The organism is Flavobacterium erigeronis, assembly GCF_054075165.1.
In genome coordinates this window covers 1-19,661 of sequence record NZ_JBSKGP010000002.1, presented here as the reverse complement: position 1 = coordinate 19,661, position 19,661 = coordinate 1, and the positions used below count along the sequence as shown (strand labels likewise).

16 protein-coding genes are annotated in these 19,661 nt (G+C 35.3%); 10 read left to right on the top strand and 6 right to left on the bottom strand.

Translation table 11 applies throughout. The features are described from left to right. The first annotated feature begins 244 nt into the window (after positions 1 to 244). The 5 genes from thrA (at position 245) to ACWA1F_RS04130 (ending at position 7,849) form a co-directional block, all read left to right on the top strand. On the top strand, positions 245 to 2,692 hold the full coding sequence (gene thrA, locus ACWA1F_RS04150) for a bifunctional aspartate kinase/homoserine dehydrogenase I (protein ID WP_456891856.1): 2,448 nt from the start codon (positions 245 to 247) through the stop codon (positions 2,690 to 2,692). A 173-nt stretch (positions 2,693 to 2,865) separates the two neighbouring features. Then, on the top strand, positions 2,866 to 3,789 hold the full coding sequence (locus ACWA1F_RS04145) for a homoserine kinase (protein WP_456891854.1): 924 nt from the start codon (positions 2,866 to 2,868) through the stop codon (positions 3,787 to 3,789). Between the two features lie 421 nt (positions 3,790 to 4,210). After that, complete coding sequence (thrC, locus tag ACWA1F_RS04140) at positions 4,211 to 5,500, top strand: threonine synthase (protein WP_456891852.1); 1,290 nt, start codon at positions 4,211 to 4,213, stop codon at positions 5,498 to 5,500. Positions 5,501 to 5,714: 214 nt separating this feature from the next. After that, positions 5,715 to 6,209: a hypothetical protein gene (locus ACWA1F_RS04135; protein ID WP_456891850.1), complete on the top strand. Its 495-nt coding sequence runs from the start codon at positions 5,715 to 5,717 to the stop codon at positions 6,207 to 6,209. Between the two features lie 59 nt (positions 6,210 to 6,268). Beyond that, the gene (locus ACWA1F_RS04130; RefSeq protein WP_456891848.1) at positions 6,269 to 7,849 is read left to right on the top strand and encodes a winged helix-turn-helix domain-containing protein; all 1,581 of its coding nucleotides are present in this window, start codon (positions 6,269 to 6,271) and stop codon (positions 7,847 to 7,849) included. Between the two features lie 155 nt (positions 7,850 to 8,004). On the opposite strand, the gene ACWA1F_RS04125 is transcribed toward ACWA1F_RS04130, so the two are convergent. Together ACWA1F_RS04125 and ACWA1F_RS04120 are read right to left on the bottom strand one after the other, a co-directional pair. Further along, on the bottom strand, positions 8,005 to 8,403 hold the full coding sequence (locus ACWA1F_RS04125; protein ID WP_456891846.1) for a helix-turn-helix domain-containing protein: 399 nt from the start codon (positions 8,401 to 8,403) through the stop codon (positions 8,005 to 8,007). Between the two features lie 155 nt (positions 8,404 to 8,558). Then, complete coding sequence (locus tag ACWA1F_RS04120) at positions 8,559 to 9,335, bottom strand: hypothetical protein (RefSeq protein WP_456891844.1); 777 nt, start codon at positions 9,333 to 9,335, stop codon at positions 8,559 to 8,561. Between the two features lie 273 nt (positions 9,336 to 9,608). Here ACWA1F_RS04120 and ACWA1F_RS04115 point away from each other — a divergent pair, with 273 nt between their 5' ends. After that, positions 9,609 to 9,935: a hypothetical protein gene (locus ACWA1F_RS04115; RefSeq protein WP_456891842.1), complete on the top strand. Its 327-nt coding sequence runs from the start codon at positions 9,609 to 9,611 to the stop codon at positions 9,933 to 9,935. A 7-nt stretch (positions 9,936 to 9,942) separates the two neighbouring features. Beyond that, a complete protein-coding gene (locus tag ACWA1F_RS04110) occupies positions 9,943 to 10,455 on the top strand; it encodes a GNAT family N-acetyltransferase (RefSeq protein ID WP_456891840.1) in 513 nt (170 codons plus the stop codon). Between the two features lie 213 nt (positions 10,456 to 10,668). Here ACWA1F_RS04110 and ACWA1F_RS04105 read toward each other — a convergent pair whose 3' ends face one another. Then, on the bottom strand, positions 10,669 to 11,238 hold the full coding sequence (locus tag ACWA1F_RS04105) for a Crp/Fnr family transcriptional regulator (RefSeq protein WP_456891838.1): 570 nt from the start codon (positions 11,236 to 11,238) through the stop codon (positions 10,669 to 10,671). A gap of 245 nt (positions 11,239 to 11,483) precedes the next feature. Here ACWA1F_RS04105 and ACWA1F_RS04100 point away from each other — a divergent pair, with 245 nt between their 5' ends. Then, positions 11,484 to 12,602, top strand: coding sequence for a pectate lyase family protein (locus ACWA1F_RS04100; protein ID WP_456891836.1), 1,119 nt, complete (start codon positions 11,484 to 11,486; stop codon positions 12,600 to 12,602). A 416-nt stretch (positions 12,603 to 13,018) separates the two neighbouring features. Here ACWA1F_RS04100 and ACWA1F_RS04095 read toward each other — a convergent pair whose 3' ends face one another. The 3 genes from ACWA1F_RS04095 to ACWA1F_RS04085 all read right to left on the bottom strand — a co-directional run bounded on the left by ACWA1F_RS04095 (position 13,019) and on the right by ACWA1F_RS04085 (position 15,556). Further along, positions 13,019 to 13,402 carry a DUF3037 domain-containing protein gene (locus ACWA1F_RS04095; protein ID WP_456891834.1) on the bottom strand — a complete coding sequence of 128 codons (384 nt, stop codon included), beginning with the start codon at positions 13,400 to 13,402 and terminating at the stop codon, positions 13,019 to 13,021. Continuing rightward, on the bottom strand, positions 13,392 to 14,174 hold the full coding sequence (locus tag ACWA1F_RS04090) for a HipA family kinase (RefSeq protein ID WP_456891832.1): 783 nt from the start codon (positions 14,172 to 14,174) through the stop codon (positions 13,392 to 13,394). The genes ACWA1F_RS04095 and ACWA1F_RS04090 overlap by 11 nt, the downstream gene beginning before the upstream one ends. 533 nt (positions 14,175 to 14,707) lie before the next feature. Further along, positions 14,708 to 15,556, bottom strand: coding sequence for an NAD(P)H-hydrate dehydratase (locus tag ACWA1F_RS04085; RefSeq protein ID WP_456891830.1), 849 nt, complete (start codon positions 15,554 to 15,556; stop codon positions 14,708 to 14,710). A 503-nt stretch (positions 15,557 to 16,059) separates the two neighbouring features. Here ACWA1F_RS04085 and gcvT point away from each other — a divergent pair. Continuing rightward, on the top strand, positions 16,060 to 17,142 hold the full coding sequence (gene gcvT, locus ACWA1F_RS04080) for a glycine cleavage system aminomethyltransferase GcvT (RefSeq protein ID WP_456891828.1): 1,083 nt from the start codon (positions 16,060 to 16,062) through the stop codon (positions 17,140 to 17,142). 401 nt (positions 17,143 to 17,543) lie between these two features. Then, positions 17,544 to 19,580 (top strand): S41 family peptidase, encoded by a 2,037-nt coding sequence (locus ACWA1F_RS04075; protein WP_456891826.1) that lies wholly within the window; start codon positions 17,544 to 17,546, stop codon positions 19,578 to 19,580. Positions 19,581 to 19,661 lie beyond the last annotated feature (81 nt).

Sequence of the window (19,661 nt, the reverse complement as noted above, 5' to 3'; positions counted from 1 at the left end):
TATAAAAAGCTGTACTTTTGAAAAATCAAAAATGAAAAGTAACAGCATAAAATATCAATCTACAATTATTACAGCTCAAACAGGAGTTGCAATTGCTGCTACCATTATTTCTACTACAACAACTACTACCCCTTAGGGGTATACATTTTTACATATAATCTTAGGTCATCTATACTTTTTTCTTAAAAGAAGAAAAGTAATGGGTACATAAAAAATAGTTGCAAAAGAAAAAATATCACACAAAATGAAAGTATTAAAATTTGGCGGAACTTCTGTAGCCAATGCTCAAAATATAAAACTCGTTCTCGAAATTGTTAACCAAAAAGCAAAACAAGACCAATTGGTAGTTGTTGTTTCTGCTCTAAGCAAAGTAACCGATTTACTGCAGTCAGCTGCGGCAAAAGCTGCGGCAAACGACGAAAGCTTTAGAGAGGTTGTAGCTGAAATCGAGAAAAAACACCTTGATACTTTAAAAGAACTGATTCCTGTAAGCGAGCAGAGCAGTCTTTTGAGCCATGTAAAAAGAATCATCAACCATTTAGAAACTCTTTTGGACGGCTGTTTCCTTTTAGGCGAATTGTCTCCAAGAACAGCTGATACTATTTTAAGTTTTGGAGAATTGCTTTCTTCATTCATAATCGCGCAGGCATTCCAGCAAACTGAAAAAGATGCCGTTTATAAAGACAGCCGCGAATTGATTAAAACAGACAATAATTTCGGAAAAGCTGCTGTAAACTTCGAAGTTTCAAATCAGTTGATAAAAGAATATTTCGCTCAAAATAAAGCTAAAATCAATATTCTGCCTGGATTTATTGCGCAGACAATTGACGGAATCACTTCGACTTTAGGGCGTGGCGGATCTGATTATACTGCTGCCATTATCGCTGGAGCAATCGACGCTGAACAATTGGAAATCTGGACAGACGTAAACGGAATGTTTACTGCTAATCCGAAAATCGTTAAACAAGCGCAGCCAATTGCGAATATTTCGTATCAGGAAGCAATGGAGTTGTCGCATTTTGGAGCCAAAGTTTTATATCCGCCTACAATTCAGCCCGTTTTAAGAAAAAATATTCCGATTTTAATCAAAAACACTTTTGAGCCAGAAGCTGAAGGAACTTTAATTTCTGATGTGGTTTTATCAAAAGATACTGTTGTAAAAGGAATTAGCCATATTGATCATATTTCGCTTCTAACACTTGAAGGCCCTGGAATGATTGGAGTTGCGGGTTCATCAAGACGTTTATTTGAAGTATTGTCTCAGGAAAAAATCAACGTTATTTTTATCACTCAAGCTTCTTCTGAGCACTCTATTTGTATCGGAATTTTGAATTCTGACGCTGATAACGCCGAAGCAGCAATTAACCGTGCTTTTGAAATCGAAATTTCGCAAAACAAAATCGATCCTTGCTATGTAGAAAAAGATCTTTGCATTATTGCTTTGGTGGGCGAAAACATGAAAAATCACCAAGGTTTAAGCGGAAGAATGTTCAGCACTTTAGGAAAAAACAACGTAAACATTCGCGCCATCGCGCAAGGTGCTTCTGAACGTAATATTTCGACTGTAATTAACGAAAGAGACGTTAAAAAAGCATTGAATACGCTTCACGAAAACTTCTTTGAAGAAAACACAAAACAGCTGAATTTATTTGTAATGGGAGTTGGAAATGTGGGTGAAAAATTCATCGAACAGATTCACAATCAAAGAAAATTCTTAAAAGAGGTTTTAAAGATTAATGTTCGCGTAATTGCTTTATCAAACTCTAGAAAAATGATTTTTGATGAAGACGGAATTTCTCTAAAAAATTGGGATGCCGCTTTAAGCGAAGGCGAACCAGCAAGCATTGAAGAATTCATCAAAAAAGCAAAAGACTTGAATTTACGAAATAGTATTTTTGTTGATATTACAGCAAATGCAACGGTTTCTGAAGCTTATGAGAAATTCTTAAAAGAAAGTATTGCCGTTGTAACTTGTAACAAAATTGCGTGTTCTTCTGCTTACGACAATTATAAAAAACTGAAAAACTTATCTCGTCAATATAACGCTCCGTTTTTATTTGAAACGAATGTTGGTGCGGGACTACCGATTATAGATACCGTAAAAAATCTGATTGCATCTGGAGATAAAGTGCATAAAATCCAAGCGGTTTTATCGGGAAGTTTGAACTTTATTTTCAACAATTTTGATGAGAATAACTCTTTCCACGATGTGGTAAAAGAAGCGGGAGTTCAAGGTTTCACAGAACCAGATCCGAAAATCGACTTGAGCGGAATCGACGTAGCTCGTAAAATCCTGATTTTAATTCGCGAAAGCGGTTACGAAATGGATATTGACGCCATTGCAAACGAATCGTTCCTGCCTGCAGAATGTCTGGCAACAACAAATAATGATGACTTTTTTGCTTCGTTAATCAAACACGCTTCTCATTTTGAGAACATTTATAAAGAAGCTTTAGCAAAAGATTCAAGATTGAAATACGTAGCACAATTCGAAAACGGAAAAGCAAGCGTTGGTCTGCAATTCATCCCGAAAGATCATCCTTTCTATAACTTAGAAGGAAAAGACAATATCGTGCTTTTCTACACCGATCGTTACGTAGATCAGCCTTTATTGATCAAAGGAGCCGGAGCTGGTGCAGCCGTTACCGCTTCAGGAATTTTTGCAGATGTCATTAGAATAGGAAACATATAATTTTTGTTTCAGGATTAAAGTTTAACCGCAAAGCACGCAAAGGACTACGCAAGGTTCGCAAAGTCTTGTTTTTTCATTGCGAACTTTGCGAAAAAACCTTGCGAACTTTGCGGTTAAGCTCACAAAGTTTGGCAACTTGAAACTTTAAAACCTGAAACCTGAAACAACCAAAAATGAAAGAAATAAAATTATTCTGTCCCGCTACAATCGCAAACCTTTCGTGTGGATTTGACGTTTTGGGACTTTGCTTAGACAATGCGGGTGATGAAATGATTGTTCGAAAATCAGATCAGAAAGGCGTTCGAATTACTAAAATCGTCGGTGCCGATTTACCTCTTGAAACAGAGAAAAACGTTTCGGGTGTGGCAGCTTTGGCGATGTTAGCGACTCTTGACGAATTGGATTTTGGTTTCGAAATCGAAATTTATAAAAATATAAAAGCGGGAAGCGGAATCGGAAGCAGTGCGGCAAGTTCTGCCGGAGCGGTTTTCGGAATCAACGAATTATTGGGAAGACCTTATTCCCGTAAAGATTTGGTTCAGTTTGCCATGCAGGGCGAGAAATTAGCCAGCGGAAACGCGCATGCCGACAACGTTGCTCCTGCCCTTTTAGGCGGATTTACTTTGGTAAGAAGTTATGCTCCGCTAGATATTATCAGAATTGACAGCCCAGAAGAATTATTCGCAACGGTGGTTCATCCGCAAATTGAATTAAAAACTTCTGACGCTCGTTCGGTTTTAAAACAAAATGTTTCTCTAAAAAGCGCCATCACGCAATGGGGAAATGTAGGCGGATTAGTCGCTGGTCTTTACACTAAAGATTACGAGTTAATTGGACGTTCACTTCATGATGAAATCGTTGAGCCTTTGAGAAGTGTTTTAATTCCAGGTTTCGACCAAATCAAACAAACCGCTTACGAAAATGGCGCTTTAGGTTCTGGAATTTCTGGTTCTGGCCCATCGATTTTTGCTTTAAGCAAAGGAAAAGATACGGCAGATCAAATCGCCAAAGCCATGAGCGAAGTCTACGAAAAAATGAATTTACCGTATGAAATTCACGTTTCGAAGATTAATCCAGACGGCGTGAGGATTCTCTAAAATAAATAAGATAAAACCATATAAGTAATATAAGTTCATTTAAAAGTAACGTTTGTTAGGCTGAGCGGAGTCGAAGCCCCACAAAGAGCTGACACAACGAAAAAACACAAAGCCTTGTCAGGCTGAGCCCTTCGTTCCTCAGGATAAACTCCGTCGAAGCCCACGCAAAGTAAAGACACACAGTTTGTCATTTCGAGGAACGAGAAATCGCACTAGAGACTCGACAAAGATTGGCGAATTACTGTGAGGAATCACAAGTGCGATTTCTCCCTTCGGTCGAAATGACAAAGATTGCGGAATTACTATGCGGGGCTTCGACTCCGCTCAGCCTGACAAACGGAAAATAACAATCAAAACAACAACCAACTATTGGAATTTGGAATTTCAAAAATTGGAATTTGTTTCCAGAAAATCTAAAATAATGAAATACTACAGTTTAAACCATAATGCCCCAAAAGTTTCTTTTCAGGAAGCTGTTATACAAGGATTAGCGAGTGACAAAGGATTATATTTCCCAGAAAGCATTACGCCACTTGATCCTTCCTTTTTTGATAAAATCGAAAGTTTAAGCCATGAAGAAATTGCTTTTGAAGCGATTAAACAATTTGTAGGCGACGAAATACCAGAAGCAAAACTAAAAGAAATCATTGCCGAAACTTTGGTTTTTGATTTCCCAGTTGTGAAAGTCGAAGACGGAATCTATTCGTTAGAGTTATTCCACGGACCGACAATGGCGTTTAAAGACGTTGGGGCGCGATTTATGTCGCGTTGTTTGGGGTATTTCAATAAAGACAAAAAAGACACAAAAAACACCGTTTTAGTAGCCACTTCTGGCGATACAGGCGGAGCGGTTGCAAGCGGATTTCTGGGCGTTGACGGTGTAGATGTTGTCATTTTATATCCGTCTGGAAAAGTGAGCGATATTCAGGAAAAACAATTGACGACTTTAGGGCAAAATATTAAAGCTTTGGAAGTTGACGGTGTTTTTGACGATTGTCAGGATATGGTGAAAAAAGCATTTTTAGACGAAACTTTGGCACACAAAAACCTGACTTCGGCGAATTCTATTAATATTGCGCGCTGGTTACCGCAGATGTTTTATTTCTTCTTTGCTTACAAAGCGTTGAAAAGCCAAAACAAGCCATTGGTTTTCTCTTGCCCAAGCGGAAACTTCGGGAATATTTGTGCGGGAATTATGGCAAAGAAATTAGGTTTGCCAATTGAACATTTTGTTGCTTCTACAAACGTAAACGATACGGTGCCGAGATTCTTAGAAAACGGAAAATACGACCCGAAACCTTCTAAAGCAACAATTTCTAACGCAATGGATGTTGGAAACCCAAGCAACTTTATTAGAATTCAGGAATTATACAATAATGATTTAAAGGCTTTCGAAAAAGATTTCTCTTCTTACAGCTACACAGACGAACAAACTATTGAAGCCATGAAGAAAATTTACAAAACCGACGGTTACATCGCAGAACCTCACGGTGCTGTGGGTTATTTAGGTCTCAAAAAAGAGCTTGAAAAATATTCTAATGCCCTTGGTATTTTCTTAGAAACTGCTCACCCAATTAAATTCTTAGATGTGGTTGAACCTGCGCTAGGAATTACACTTCCGATTCCGACTCAGATTGAAAGTGTTATTAATGAGGAGAAGGTTAGTGTGAAGATTGGAACTTATGAGGAGTTGAAGGACTTCTTGGGGTAACATTTATAAAACATCATATACAAAACGACTGATATTTATTTCAGTCGTTTTTTTTTAGTCAATCACTGTTCGTACTATTATTTATCAAGTTTAAAAATCTTGTAAGAAAAAAACATATATTTGAAAACAAGAAAATTTATTTAACCTTTACAAATCAAAACCAACTAGGAACTTTTATTTTGTTCTGTAAAAATTCTAGATAAGCTTATAAAATATGGTATACAATCAGAAACAATCCAATGGCTTTTTTGAAGCTGTTGAATCTCTAAAAAAATACAGAAGAGCAGATTTAATAGATGAAAAAGGAAGAAACCTTTTAAAAGAATTATATACTGATTTATTACCAAATGATTATATTTTAAAAAAATCATTAAAAGAGAATACAACTTTTTTAATTGGCAGAAAAGGAACAGGTAAGTCTACTATTTTTTTAAGACTTGAACAAGAACTTCGCGATAAAAAAGGATATTTACCTTGTTATTTAGATGTTAAAACAATCTATGAATCATCACAGACTAAACTCTCAAGAATTAGTGAAGTTGAGAAGCTTTTGCCTGCTGAAATTGTGGAAAAATATTTAATTGAACGTTCTTTTATTCAAACCGTTTTATCAACAATTATTAATGAGGTCACAAAAAAATTTGATTCAAAATTTGACAGATTGTTAGAATTATTTGGAGTAACTGAAGTTGAAGCAAGGAAAAATTAGCTGAATTAAAAAATAACATAGAGGATAATAAATATCTTGAAAAAATAGAAATTCCAATATTGCAAACCATTAACACCGCAAAAAAAGAAGGTGAAGAAAAATCAAAAGAAAGAAGTATTTCTTTAAAAGGAATAGAAGCTGACGGTGGGATCGAAAAAGATGGAATAAAAGCTAAGGTAAAAATAGATTCTGGCTTTGATTGGAAAAAAAATGAGAAAAACACATTTGAAGCAGAAGATAATTTTTCAACTGTATTTCTAAAAGTTTTTCAAATTAAAGAAATAATTACTGGTATAAAAGAAACATTAGCAATATTAAAAATTAGACATTTATATGTTTTATTAGATGATTTTTCTGAAATAGATGACAATTCAATTGTAACATTTGTTGATGTAATTTTAGCACCGTTAAATAATTGGTCTGAGGAATTTATTAAATTTAAAGTTGCTGCTTATCCAAATAGAATATATTATGGTAAAATTGATCCAGGTAAAATTGACACTGTAAATCTCGATTTTTACAATTTATATTCGGAATTTGATCGAGATAAAATGGAATCTAACGCAATAGGTTTTACAAAAAAAATATTAGAAAAAAGAATTACCAAATTTGTTGGAGAAGATGTGGAATTATTTTTTGATACTTCAAAAAATAGCATGGAAGATTATTATGAAATTCTTTTTAATGCTTCAATGAATGTACCTAGAATTTTAGGATATATTTTATCTTATTGTTATCAAAGTCGAATAATTTATAATAACAGAATTACAAAAACTGATATTGAATCTGCTTCTCAAAAATATTACGAAGAAAAAATCTATTCATTTTTTCAAACTACAACTCATTCACTGATTTCTTTAGATGAGAAAGTATCCGTTCTACAACTCAAAAATCTTTTAAATTCTTTTGTTGAAAAATCTAAAGATATAAAAAGGCGAATTACAGTTAAAGACTTAAAAGGTTCAATATATATAACAACTGAACCTTTTAGTAGTCATTTTCACTTTGACCCAAGATTTGAGGAATTCCTGAAGACTTTAGAATTAAATTTTTTCATCAGTAAGTACAATGATTTAAGTGATAAAGATGGTACTCCAGTTTCTATTTATTCTTTGAACTACGGCCTATGTAAAAAAGAAAATATATTTTGGGGAAAACCAAAAGGTGCAAAATATAGAAAATACTTTATTGAAAGACCTTTTAATTACAACAAATTAATAACCGAATTTTTATCAAATGCGAAAAGGATAGTTTGTTCAAATATTGATTGTCAAAAACAATTTGATATCCAAGATTTAAAATTTCTAGAATTTAATAACTTTAAATGTAACTCTTGTCATAATAGCGTAATTATTGAAACATTAGCACAAGATGTAATTAATTTGATTAGTAAAATTGACTCTTCTAAAATGCTTCCACTTCCTGAGGTTAAAATTCTACAAGAACTACAACATTCCGAAGAAGAATTATATGCAAAAGAAATAGCGTTAGAAGTTGATTATTCAGGACAGCTAATCGGTTGGAGAGCAAAAAAACTTGCTGAAAAGCACGAATTAGTTAAAAGGGAAAAAGAAGAAGGCAAACCATACAAGTATAAATTAACTGATAAAGGAAAAAACTTTTTTACTGGTTGGGAATAGACCCCCGCTAGCGCGAGCGTCCCGCTCGTGAACGCAAAGATCGGCAAACGTGAATACTGAAACGGGCACGAGCGAGACGCTCGCGCTAGCGAACATAAAAACAGAAAAGAGACCTCTACAAAGGTCTCTTTTTCAATTTAATATTCTTAAAACGATTATTTCCCGTTCAATAATTTCTCCAAATACTCCACTTTATCTTTTTCAGCTTGCACCAAACGTTCGTAAAGTTCAACCACTTTATCTAAAGGATTAAAAGTACAATTGTAATCACCTCTTGCAATAATAGGAATAGCACCGTGGTCTTGAATAGTATTTCCAATAATATTAAAAACCGCTTCTTCCGAAAAGTTTTTAATGGCTTCAACAGAAACGCCAAGTGCTTTTGCAATCTCGGAAAGTCTTTCTTCATCTACAGTTTCGCTATTTTCAATATTCGAAACAGCCTGCTGGCTTAATCCCAAAGCCTGCGCCAGTGCTTCCTGCTTCATATCTTTAAGCTCTCTGATACGGCTTATATTTCTGCCGATATGTTTTGGTTTTGTTGCTGTACTCATACTTCAAAGATATTTAAAATTCTAAAAAGAAAATAGATTTCGGTAAAAAACAGGATTTTTTTACAAGATACTTTTTACAATTCAAAAAAATATAAGTTTAAATACAGATGGAACAGATTTGTTAGTGAAAAAATCCGTTTAAATCTGCGTTCTATTTAAGCGATTTTCTTCGTCCCAATCAAATACAAAATCTTAGTAGGACCCGATTTTGCTTTTCCTATCTCCCAATTAAAGCTTTCTTTATTCTTTAAATTAGAAACCAAAACATTCATTTCATCAACAGAATAGGTTCTGAGAGAAGAAACAACACCATCCCACAAAATCAAAATCGGCACAATTGGAATCAGGTAGGTAAAAATGATTCTTCCAATATGAAAAGGCCTGATAAAAGGCGTAGTAAGCAAAACACTTATCGGTGAGAAAATCATAGCCAGAATACTCACAGCAGTTCTCTCCTGCCCTTCAAAAATCGCAATCGAACTGTTGCTGTCAATCGCATTTTGCAGAATTTGCTGTGCGTCTTTGGGTTTAAAATGATGTAGCGATAAAAATTGCGTTCGGAGTCCGCTGAGGTTTTCGGGAACGTTTTTGGCGTCTACAGAAGTTCTTATAAAATCGAAATTATCGGCTTGTTTTTGCGTGTGTTCAAAAGCAGGAATGTTTGGATAATAATCCGTGAGCAGAATTTTTAAATCGGGATTGTTTTTTCGCAATTCGTTGTTGAGCCAAATCAGTCCGCCGCCCCCGCCCGAAGCCAAATCGATAATCTGATTGGTCTGGCTTTCTTTTAAAGCTTTTTCAATTACGGGAACAATGCCTCTGTACATCGCAGTTTTATTAGAAAGAAACTGCAAAAAGTCGGTCATGTAATTTCTAATGAATTCTGGAAGCCATTGTTGGTCTTCAAACTCGAATAAATGTATTCTTGCCATAGCATTTAATTTTCTAAATGATTACAAATTTATTTAAATATTTACTTACATTTAGCCCTTTGATTGTAATTTTTAAACACATAGAAACATAGCTTTAGTTACGCGTAAAAAAAGTCGTTTCACTTAAAATAAAACGCATAGTTCTGTGAAAAAATGTTGATTTTATAAGATTTCAGCTTTATCCAAAAAACTGCTCAAATTTGGCTAAAGCCATTTCATAATATTCTAATTTTGTCCGTCCAGCTAAAGCTGGAGGCAATTCAAAAAAAACTCATGAAAGGATTTCTTTTAATAAATGATGAAAAAATAGGCGAATCAAATTTCGCAGTTATTGATGAAACTATGGGAGTAATTGGAGGTAATTTTATTCCATATGAAAGCTATTATAAACATCAAATTGAAATTCAAAAATGTTGCAATAAACACGGAATTGCAAATAGGAATAACTTCAATTTCAAAATTATACTTTCTGACAGTACAGAACTCTATCCTGTCGGCGGAATCGGTGTAACTGATTTACTTGAATTTGACGAAATATATGTTGAATCGGCTGGTAATTCTGAAGAGATTATTCAGAAAATTAAAAAATTAAGCATTTAAAATAAACATGATTACAAAAGCATTACTCGAAGACATTCCGGCATTGGTAACTTTAATAAACTCGGCGTACAGAGGCGAAACGTCTAAAAAAGGCTGGACAACCGAAGCGCATTTATTAGAAGGAAAAAGAACAGACGAACCCGAAATGACCGAAATTTTTCTTGATCCGAAAAATACAATCTTAAAGTTTACGGAAAACGATACCATTATCGGTTCGGTTTTATTGGTGGAGAAAGAGCATCAATTGTATTTAGGAATGCTGACGGTTTCTCCGGAACTTCAAAACAGCGGAATTGGCAAAAAAATGCTAATCGAAGCCGAAAATCACGCTAAATCTTTGGGTTTATCGAGTATTATTATGACGGTGATTTCGGTTCGTACAGAACTTATCGATTGGTACAAACGCCGCGGTTATGTGGATACGGGCGAAAGAGAAGCTTTTCCTGAAAGTGGAATTCATGTTACGGTTTCAGAAGAACCTTTGGAGTTTATTTATTTGGAGAAGAATTTCTTGAATTAGATAATTAGAAAAATTATCAATTAGATAATTTTCTATGCGTATAGTTTGTCATCCCGAGGAACGAGGGATCTCCACAAGCAACTCCGCACAGTATTTCGCCAATCTTTGTAGAGCTACTTGTGGAGATCCCTCGTTCCTCGGGATGACAAAAAAATGAGTATAGATCTGCGTGAAACAAAAACTTAGCATCTCAGCACCTTAGAATCTTAGACCTCAGCACCTTCTTTTAATCTTCGACAAAAACTCATGCGAAACGCCCAGATACGATGACAAATTCTTATTGTTTATCGAACTTACCTTTTGCGGATAACGCTCTTTAAAATCGAGATAGCGCTGTTTTGAGGTTTTTTGCAGAACGTCTAAAAGTCTTTGCTGAATGGCAACATTGGCGCGTTCGATCATTAACACATGAAACTTAATGAGTTTCGGAATTACAGCAAATAAATACGCTTTTTGCATTTTACTGATTACCACTATTTCGCTGTCTTCAATGGCTTTGATGTTGTAAGTGGTTGGTTTTTGATGGTAAAAGCTTTCGAGATCGCAAATCCATTCATTTTCGAAAGAAAAGAAAATTACGGTTTCAGTTCCGTTTTCGTTTAAAATATAGGTCTTGAATGAGCCTTTCAAAATAAATCCTTCGTAACTGCTATTGGAATTTTGGATTTGCAGGAATTGATTCTTTTTGAGTTTAATGAGTTCTGCTTTTGAAACAATGATGTTCCATTCTTCATCTGTGAGCGGAATTTTTCGCTCAATGTTTGTTCTTAGTAGGTTGTACATTCTTGTGGTTTTTGTGGTTTTTTATGAGGTCTAAATTTGTTTTTTCAACACATTATTAATTAGGGGATTAAAAAATGTAATCGATTACGTAAAAGTACACATAAAATGCATTTTTGTAATTTTAGAAGTGTTAAAAAAACACATTTCGTAGATTTTTTTACAAAAGATTGAACTTGTTCAACTTTTTTCCTACAAATAATATTGAGTTTTGCGTTGTTAAACTTTTATAAATAACCAAACTTATTATGAACTTAAAATCAACACTTTCAATGTTCGCTGTAGCATTGATTTTCGGATTTACGGCATGTAACTCTGAAGAAATTGCTTCGACTCCAGAAGCAAGTATCGAAAACTCAAATGAAACCATTGAGGCAACTGCAACTAACCCAACGGCTAAAATCGGAAACTGCGCTGAAGTGCCAGGATGGGCTTCGCAAAACGGAGGCACAACGGGCGGCGGTTCTTCTGCCGAAACTACGGTTACGACTTACGCACAGCTGAAATCGGCTATTGAAAACGCTGCTGTAAAAGTGATTAAAGTTTCTGGAACGATTACGATTACGACAAGATTGTCATTTCAGGATCAAACAGGAAAAACTATTTATGGTACAAGCGGTGCAAAATTGGTTTCAACCAATCAGACAAAAGATGGTTCTGGAATTATCAACATTAAAAGATGTAAAAACATTATTATCCGTAACCTGATTTTTGAAGGACCAGGCGCTTATGATACTGATGGTTGGGATAACGCTATTTTGGACGACTGCCAAAATGTTTGGGTAGATCATTGCGAATTTAGAGATGGTGTTGACGGGAACTTTGACATTAAAAACAAATCAGATTATATCTCGGTTACGTATTCTAAATTCCATTATTTAAAACCTCCAAAAGCTGGCGGGTCTGGCGGATCTGACGATCATAGATATTCTAACTTAATTGGTTCAAGCGACGGCGCAACAGCCGATCGCGGTAAATTGAGAATCACTTTTGCAAGATGCTGGTGGGCTCCAGGGTGTAAAGAAAGAATGCCTAGAGTTCGTTTCGGAAAAGTGCATATCGTAAACAGTTTCTTTAACAGTACGGTAAGCAATAAGTGTATTGCTGCTGGTGTTGAAGCTGATATTCGTGTAGAAAGCAATGCTTTTGAAGGTGTGAAAAATCCAATTGATTTAATGACAGGTTACACTGCAGTAACGGTTACCAGCGACAATGTATTTACAAATGTTACTGGAACGAAAGTTGGAAGCGGAACTGCTTTTACTCCGCCTTATTCTATAGTAAAATTGAGTGCAAGTGCTGTTAAAGCTGATGTTTCTGCTAATGCCGGACCTACTTTAGGTGGTAATGTTTGCGGCTCTTTTTAAAAATATATGAGTTAGTTTAGTTTTGAAACCACGGATTGCGTAATGTGATTCGTGGTTTTGTTTTTTTTTGCCACGAAGACACGAAGGCACTAAGTTTTTTTAATCTCGTAAAGGCGCAGAGTCGCAAAATTCTTTTTTATTACTAAGAGCACCAATTAAAAGATTTGCCACGAAGACGCGAAGACACTAAGTTTTTTTTTAATCTCGCAAAGGCGCAGAGTCGCAAAGTTCTTTTTATTATTAAGACCGTCAATTAAAAGATTTGCCGCGAAGATGCGAAGACACTAAGTTTTTTTAATCTCGCAAAAGCGCAGAGTCGCAAAGTTTTATGTTCTTTGCGTCTTCGCGCCTTTGCGAGATTTTTTTTAAAGCCAATCTTAAATTAGCTTATATACCTTATATGGTTTAAAAAAAAATCACAGAACAAGTTCTTCAAATAAACGCTGAATCGTTTTCTCTAGATCCTGACACAAACCTGGGTGTGGTCTTGAGGTTTGAATGGCCGAACTTCTAATCGCGGTTAACCATCTAAAACGTTCTGGGATTTCAAATTCGGCAATTGGACCACCGTCTTTGGCTCCGTTGGCGATTTTTTGAAGTGACGTTAAATTGCATTCCAACTGTTCGATGTCAAAATCGGCAGAAAGAGCTTGTATTCTTTCTTTATTTAAATGAAAAAGGACTTTTATAAACTTGGCTCTTTTGCAAAACAAAATGATTCCGATATTCAGGAATTCTTCGCGCTCTACCCTTGGCACAACACGAATCACAGCATATTCGTATAAGTGATTATCTTGCATTTTGAGCTTGATTTACAAAAATTTCTGAATTGGCTAATCTGGTTTTTAAAAACTGCAGATATACATTTCGCAGTCCTTCTGGCGTTTCATCAGCATCTTCCCATTGCAACCAGTCTAGCGGAATTGTATTTACAATTTCTTCTAAAATTTCTGGAGTTAAAATCGCTTTAAACTCCGCATCGACTTCTTTTAAAAGTGAAGCTTGAGGTAATAAAACGTGATCTTTTATCAATGCAAACGGGCTTTTAGCATGCTGTTCCCAATTGTTCCAAGAATGGTGAAAATACAAACACGCTCCGTGATCGATCAGCCATAATTCTTTATGCCAGATCAGCATATTGGTGTTTTTGAATGTTCTGTCAACGTTGGTGATGTAAGCGTCTAACCAAACGATTTGTGAAGCTAATTTGGCATCGACAGTGGTTACCGCTGGATCAAAAGTGATTGCTCCAGATAAAAAGTGAAGCGCTAAGTTTAATCCCTGACTTCCTTGCAGTAAATCTTGAATTTCTTCGTCGGCTTCTGTTCTTCCGAAAGCTTCGTCTAGATTGGCGAAAACTAATTCTGGCAGTTGTAGTTTTAAGGCTTTTGCGATTTGTCCACCTACTAACTCGGCTATTAAGGCTTTTACGCCGTGACCGGCTCCTCTGAATTTTAATACGTATTTAAAGTCGTCATCGGCTTCTGCTAAGGCTGGCAAAGATCCGCCTTCACGCAGTGGCGTTATATAACGCATGACGTTTACTGTTCTTAGATCGAAGTTGTTTTTCATTTTTTAAAAGATTCAAAGATGCTAAGGTAATGAGTTGCTAAGTTTCTAATCTTTGACTTTACAAACTTAATGAATTTAACCGCAATGGTCGCTAAGGTTTACGCAAAGCACGCTATTATTAATCTCGCAAAGTCGCAGAGACGCAAAGTTTTTGTTTTATGCTAGGAGTGAAAATTTTAAACCATATAAGTTATTTAAGAAAATTTAAGCCGAACTAAATAAATCTCGCAAAGGCGCGAAGGCGCAAAGTTTTTGTTTCACGCTCCCGATAGCTATCGGGATTAAACTGATTTAAGCAGATATTGCTGATTCTTTATCTTATTTATGCTCTCGCAGATTTTACAGATTTAGCTGATTTATGCTCATTTTTTGTCTTCATGAGCGGAGTCGAAGGACGCGTAAGTAGCTCTGCAAAGATTGGCGATTTTGATTGTGGACTTTCTGGCGTGTCCTTCGACTCCGCTCAGGAGGACAATACGAACTGCAAAATTATCTAATTATCAAATTGGCACATTTCCTAATTGACACATTCTCTAATTCTCTAATTCTAAAAAAGCTTTTCCTAAATACTTAATAATTGTCGAAGCTGTAAAAGACTCATACCCAAATTTTGGCAAAGCTAAATCTGCTGTTAAGCCGTGGAGGAAAACACCCATTTTTGAAGCATATTTGGGTTCGTAGCCTTGAGCTAAAAGACTTGTTAGGATTCCGGTTAAGACGTCTCCGCTTCCTGCTGTGGCGAGGGCTGCGTTTCCACTTGTGTTTTGGTAAACTGATGTTCGGTTTATAATGTAGGTCGGGGCGCCTTTCATGACGACAATGACTTTGTATTTTTCTGAAAATGCGATTGTTTTCTGAAATTTCTCTGATTCTGAATTCCATTTTCCGATTAGGCGTTCTAATTCTTTTGGATGCGGAGTGAGAATGCTGTCTTCTGGAACTAGTTCTAACCAGGAAATATTTTCTGAAATAATGTTTAAAGCATCGGCATCTAAAACTAAAGGGGCTTTGTTTATTCTTAAAAACTCAAATAAAGCTTTTTGTGTTCCGAGTTCTTTTCCTAGACCAGGACCAATTCCGATGGCTTGCGGAATTAACGGCAGATGAATATTGGTGATGAAATTGGTATTTTCATCGGTTACGGTCATGACTTCGGGAATGGAGATTTGAAGAATTTGATAACCGCATTTTGGGATGAAAGTCGTTACGAGTCCGCAACCTGTTTTTAGACAGGATTTTGAGGCTAGGACTGCTGCTCCTATTTTACCGTAACTTCCCGCAATAATCACGGCATGACCTTGTGTTCCTTTGTGTGCTTTGGAATCTATAGGTTTATAGAGTCTTAGAATTTCTTCTTTATCGATTAAATACGGTTCTTTCATTTGTATTTTTTATTTTCTAAACGTACATTTTTAAACACATAGAAACATAGCTCCTCTTTGTGTTGAAAAGGCGTTTCACTTTGTTTGAATGCACATAGCTTTTGAACTTAACTTTGTCTTAATTATACGCTGATTAAACGGATTTACTTCATAAAGACGCAGATAAAAACTGATTTTCTATAGCTGATGTCAGCCACGTGTTAATTTCAAATTAAGCTTCCTAAAGTTACATAAAAAATTGAAATACTAATTCTTCTTTTTGAAACCGTGTACTCTAGCCCAGATTGAAGTGAAAAGCCCGGAGTAAAAAAAGCAAAAGTTTCTTGTTCTAAAAAAGCGACCAAAGGAAGCTCTTTTTTGAACATTAGAAACTTTGCTTTTTTTATGAGGACTTGTAACGAAAAGCTGGAATAGCTCCTAATTATTGCGAAATTTATAATTTAAGGCATTCTAATTCGATATTTTTTGAATAGATTTGCAAAACAATTTTATAAAACAACACAATGAAAAATACTGCGCTTACGCACATACATGAAGGTTTAGGGGCTAAAATGCTTCCTTTTGCGGGTTATAATATGCCTATTACTTATGAAGGGGTTAATGCTGAACACGAAACAGTTCGTAACAGCGTGGGAGTTTTTGACGTTTCGCATATGGGTGAATTTTTGTTGACGGGTCCAAATGCTTTGGCTTTGATTCAGAAAGTGACTTCAAATGATGCTTCTACTTTGACTGTTGGAAGAGCGCAATATTCTTGTCTTCCAAACAACGAAGGCGGAATTGTTGACGATTTGATTATTTATAAAATGAAAGAAGAGCAGTATTTACTGGTTGTAAATGCTTCTAATATTGAAAAAGACTGGAACTGGATTTCATCTCACAATGATTTGGGTGTTGAAATGAAGAATATTTCTGATGATTACTCTCTTTTGGCAATTCAGGGACCAAAAGCTGTTGAGGCTATGCAGTCTTTGACTTCTGTTGATTTGTCTGCTATTACTTATTACCATTTTGAAGTGGGTGATTTCGCCGGAATCGATCATGTAATTATTTCTGCTACTGGTTATACTGGTTCTGGCGGATTTGAAATTTACTGTAAAAACAATGAAGTAGAACAAATCTGGAATAAAGTTTTTGAAGCTGGAGCGTCTTTTGGAATCAAGCCGATTGGTCTTGCAGCACGTGATACTTTACGTCTAGAAATGGGATTCTGCCTGTACGGAAATGATATTAACGATACTACTTCTCCGCTTGAAGCTGGTTTAGGATGGATTACGAAATTTACTAAAGATTTCACAAATTCTGAAGCGCTTAAAAAGCAGAAAGAAGCTGGTGTTGCAAGAAAACTTGTTGCTTTTGAAATGCAGGAGCGCGCGGTGCCAAGACACGATTATGAAATCGTTGACGCTGATGGAAATGTGATCGGAATTGTAACTTCTGGAACTATGTCACCTTCTATGAATAAAGGTATTGGTTTAGGTTATGTTACTGTTGCAAACAGTGCTATAGACAGTGATATTTTTATTAGAATTAGAAAAAATGATGTTGCTGCTAAAGTGGTAAAACTGCCTTTTTATAAGAAATAATTCTTTTTAGATTATAATTGAGATGCGTTGCAGCGAAAGTTGTGACGCATTTTTTTTTTGCCACGAATTCACGAATTTAAATTCTACTTTGTTTCGTCTGTGCATGCTAAGAATTTCACTAATTTCTACTACTAATTATGATTATTTAAGCGATTAATCAATTGAAATCATAGCTAAGCAAAAATGCGTGTAATTTGTGGCAAATAGAAAAACAGTAATCCTCCAATCAATAGAAAAAAATAATTCGTGAATTCGTGGCGAAAAAAAACGGATTCTTCTGATGATACACCTGAAAATGCATTTTGTGGAAAAAAACCTTTCCGTCGTCGATATTTGAATGAATTACTGTTTTTTGTAAAAAAATTAGTGTAACTTTAATCATAAACCATGAATTTCCATTTATGAAAAAGATTTCACTACTCCTTTTTTTGCTGACATCAACTCTATCTTTTGGTCAGAACAGCGCAGAAACTTGTGAAATACTAAACAAAATAAATGCGCTTATTCAAGCTGAACATTTAAGGCCGAAACCGGTTGATGACAGCTTATCTGTGTTCGTTTTTGATAATCTCATTAACGAATTGGATCCTTCTCGCAATATCCTTTTTAAGAGCGAATATGACGAACTGGCTCAGAAATACCGTTACAATCTCGATGATCTAATCTTGAAAAAAGACTGCAGTTTTCTTACCGATATTAAAGCGCAATATGTAAATGGTCTTTTACGCACTAAAAAGGTTTTAGAAAAGATTCAGACGCTTCCGATTGATTATGCTAAAAAAGATACCATTCGCTTTTATAAAAAATCTTTTGCTTTTTATTTAAAGAAAGAAGATTTGGAAAAGGTTTGGACAAAGAAACTGCGTTATCAGATTTTGGATGATATTGCTGAAATGAGTGATAATTTAGATTCTCTAAAAACCAATTTCAAATCGATTGAACAAGTTTCTAAAAATCAAATCCTTTCGAATGAAATCTGCCGTTTTACTACGCTAATTGATTCTAACACCAAACTGGAAGAGAAAGTTTATAATTTCTTCTGCACCTATTTTGACCCGCATACGGCTTATTTTAGTGATGATTCTAAAACAAGTTTTGTGGCTTCTTTATCAAAAGAACATTTGTCGCTTGGAATGACGGTTAACTTAAATGAGAAAAACGAAATCATTATTGATGAGGTAGATCCAAACGGGCCTGCTTACCAGACCGGACAAGTAAAAAAAGGCGATCAGATTATTTCGATTTCCAATCAGAAAGAGACGCTTCAGGTTTCTTGTGCTTCGTTAGAATCTATATCGACCATGATTTTATCTGAAAACAATAAGCACATTACGCTTACTTTAAAACGTAATTCGGGCAAAAGTTTTGATGTTTACATTGAAAAACAAATGATGAAAGACGAAGAGAATTCTGTTTTTAGTTTCATTATTGGCAAAGACAGCAAAATTGGATACGTTAAGATTCCGAGTTTCTATGCAGATCTTGACGGCAACAGCAGAAAAGGCTGTGCAGATGATGTTGCACGAGAAGTTATAAAACTACAGAGAGATAGTATAAAAGGGCTTGTTATAGATCTTATTGACAATGGCGGCGGTTCTATGGAAGAAGCTATCAAATTGGCGGGAATGTTTGTAGATTATGGGCCGCTTTCTATTGTAATTGATAGCAAAAAAGAAAAATCGGTTATAAATGATCCTTTTAAAGGTGTTATTTACAGAGGCCCAATTGTCGTTTTGGTCAATAGCAATACGGCTTCGGCAAGTGAGTTTTTCTCTTCTATTATGCAAGATTACAATCGTGCCCTTTTGTTAGGAAGCAATACTCTCGGAAAGGCGACAATGCAGACTATTCTTCCGCTTGACGAAGAAAAAAATACGGATTACTTAAAAATTACCATCAATAAATTTTATAGAATTACGGGCAAAAGCCATCAATATATTGGGGTAAAACCAGATGTTGTGCTTCCAGAATTCTACGAAGATGTTTATCAAAAAGAAAGTGATTTTCCGACGGCGATCAAAAATGATAGTATCGAACCTTTCTTAAAATACAAGACGTATGTTAAGCGAAATTTGATCGACAAGATTGCAGCAAATAGTTCTGCTAGACTGGCTGACAATTATTTTTTTAACAATATTAAAAAAATCAATCTTAAAATAGATCAGATTATAAATAGTCCGAAGGCTGAAATCCCGATGACCTTAGACTCGGTTTTTAAGCAGAAAAAAACACTAAATACGCTTTGGACAGAAATCAATACTTTTAATGACGAAAATAATCCGTTGGATGTTTATAATTCGAGTGTGAATCAGTTTCTTCTAGGCGCTTATCCAAACGAAAAAACGATTAATCAGGATCAAATGAATAATCTGAAAACAAATCCGTACCTGAACGAAGCCGTAAATATCATTAATGAGTTTAATGGCGGAGCTAAATGATTTTAGTCCCGATAGCTATCGGGGTAGATTTTAGATTTTAGATTTTAGATTTTAGATTTTAGATTTTAGATTTTAGATTTT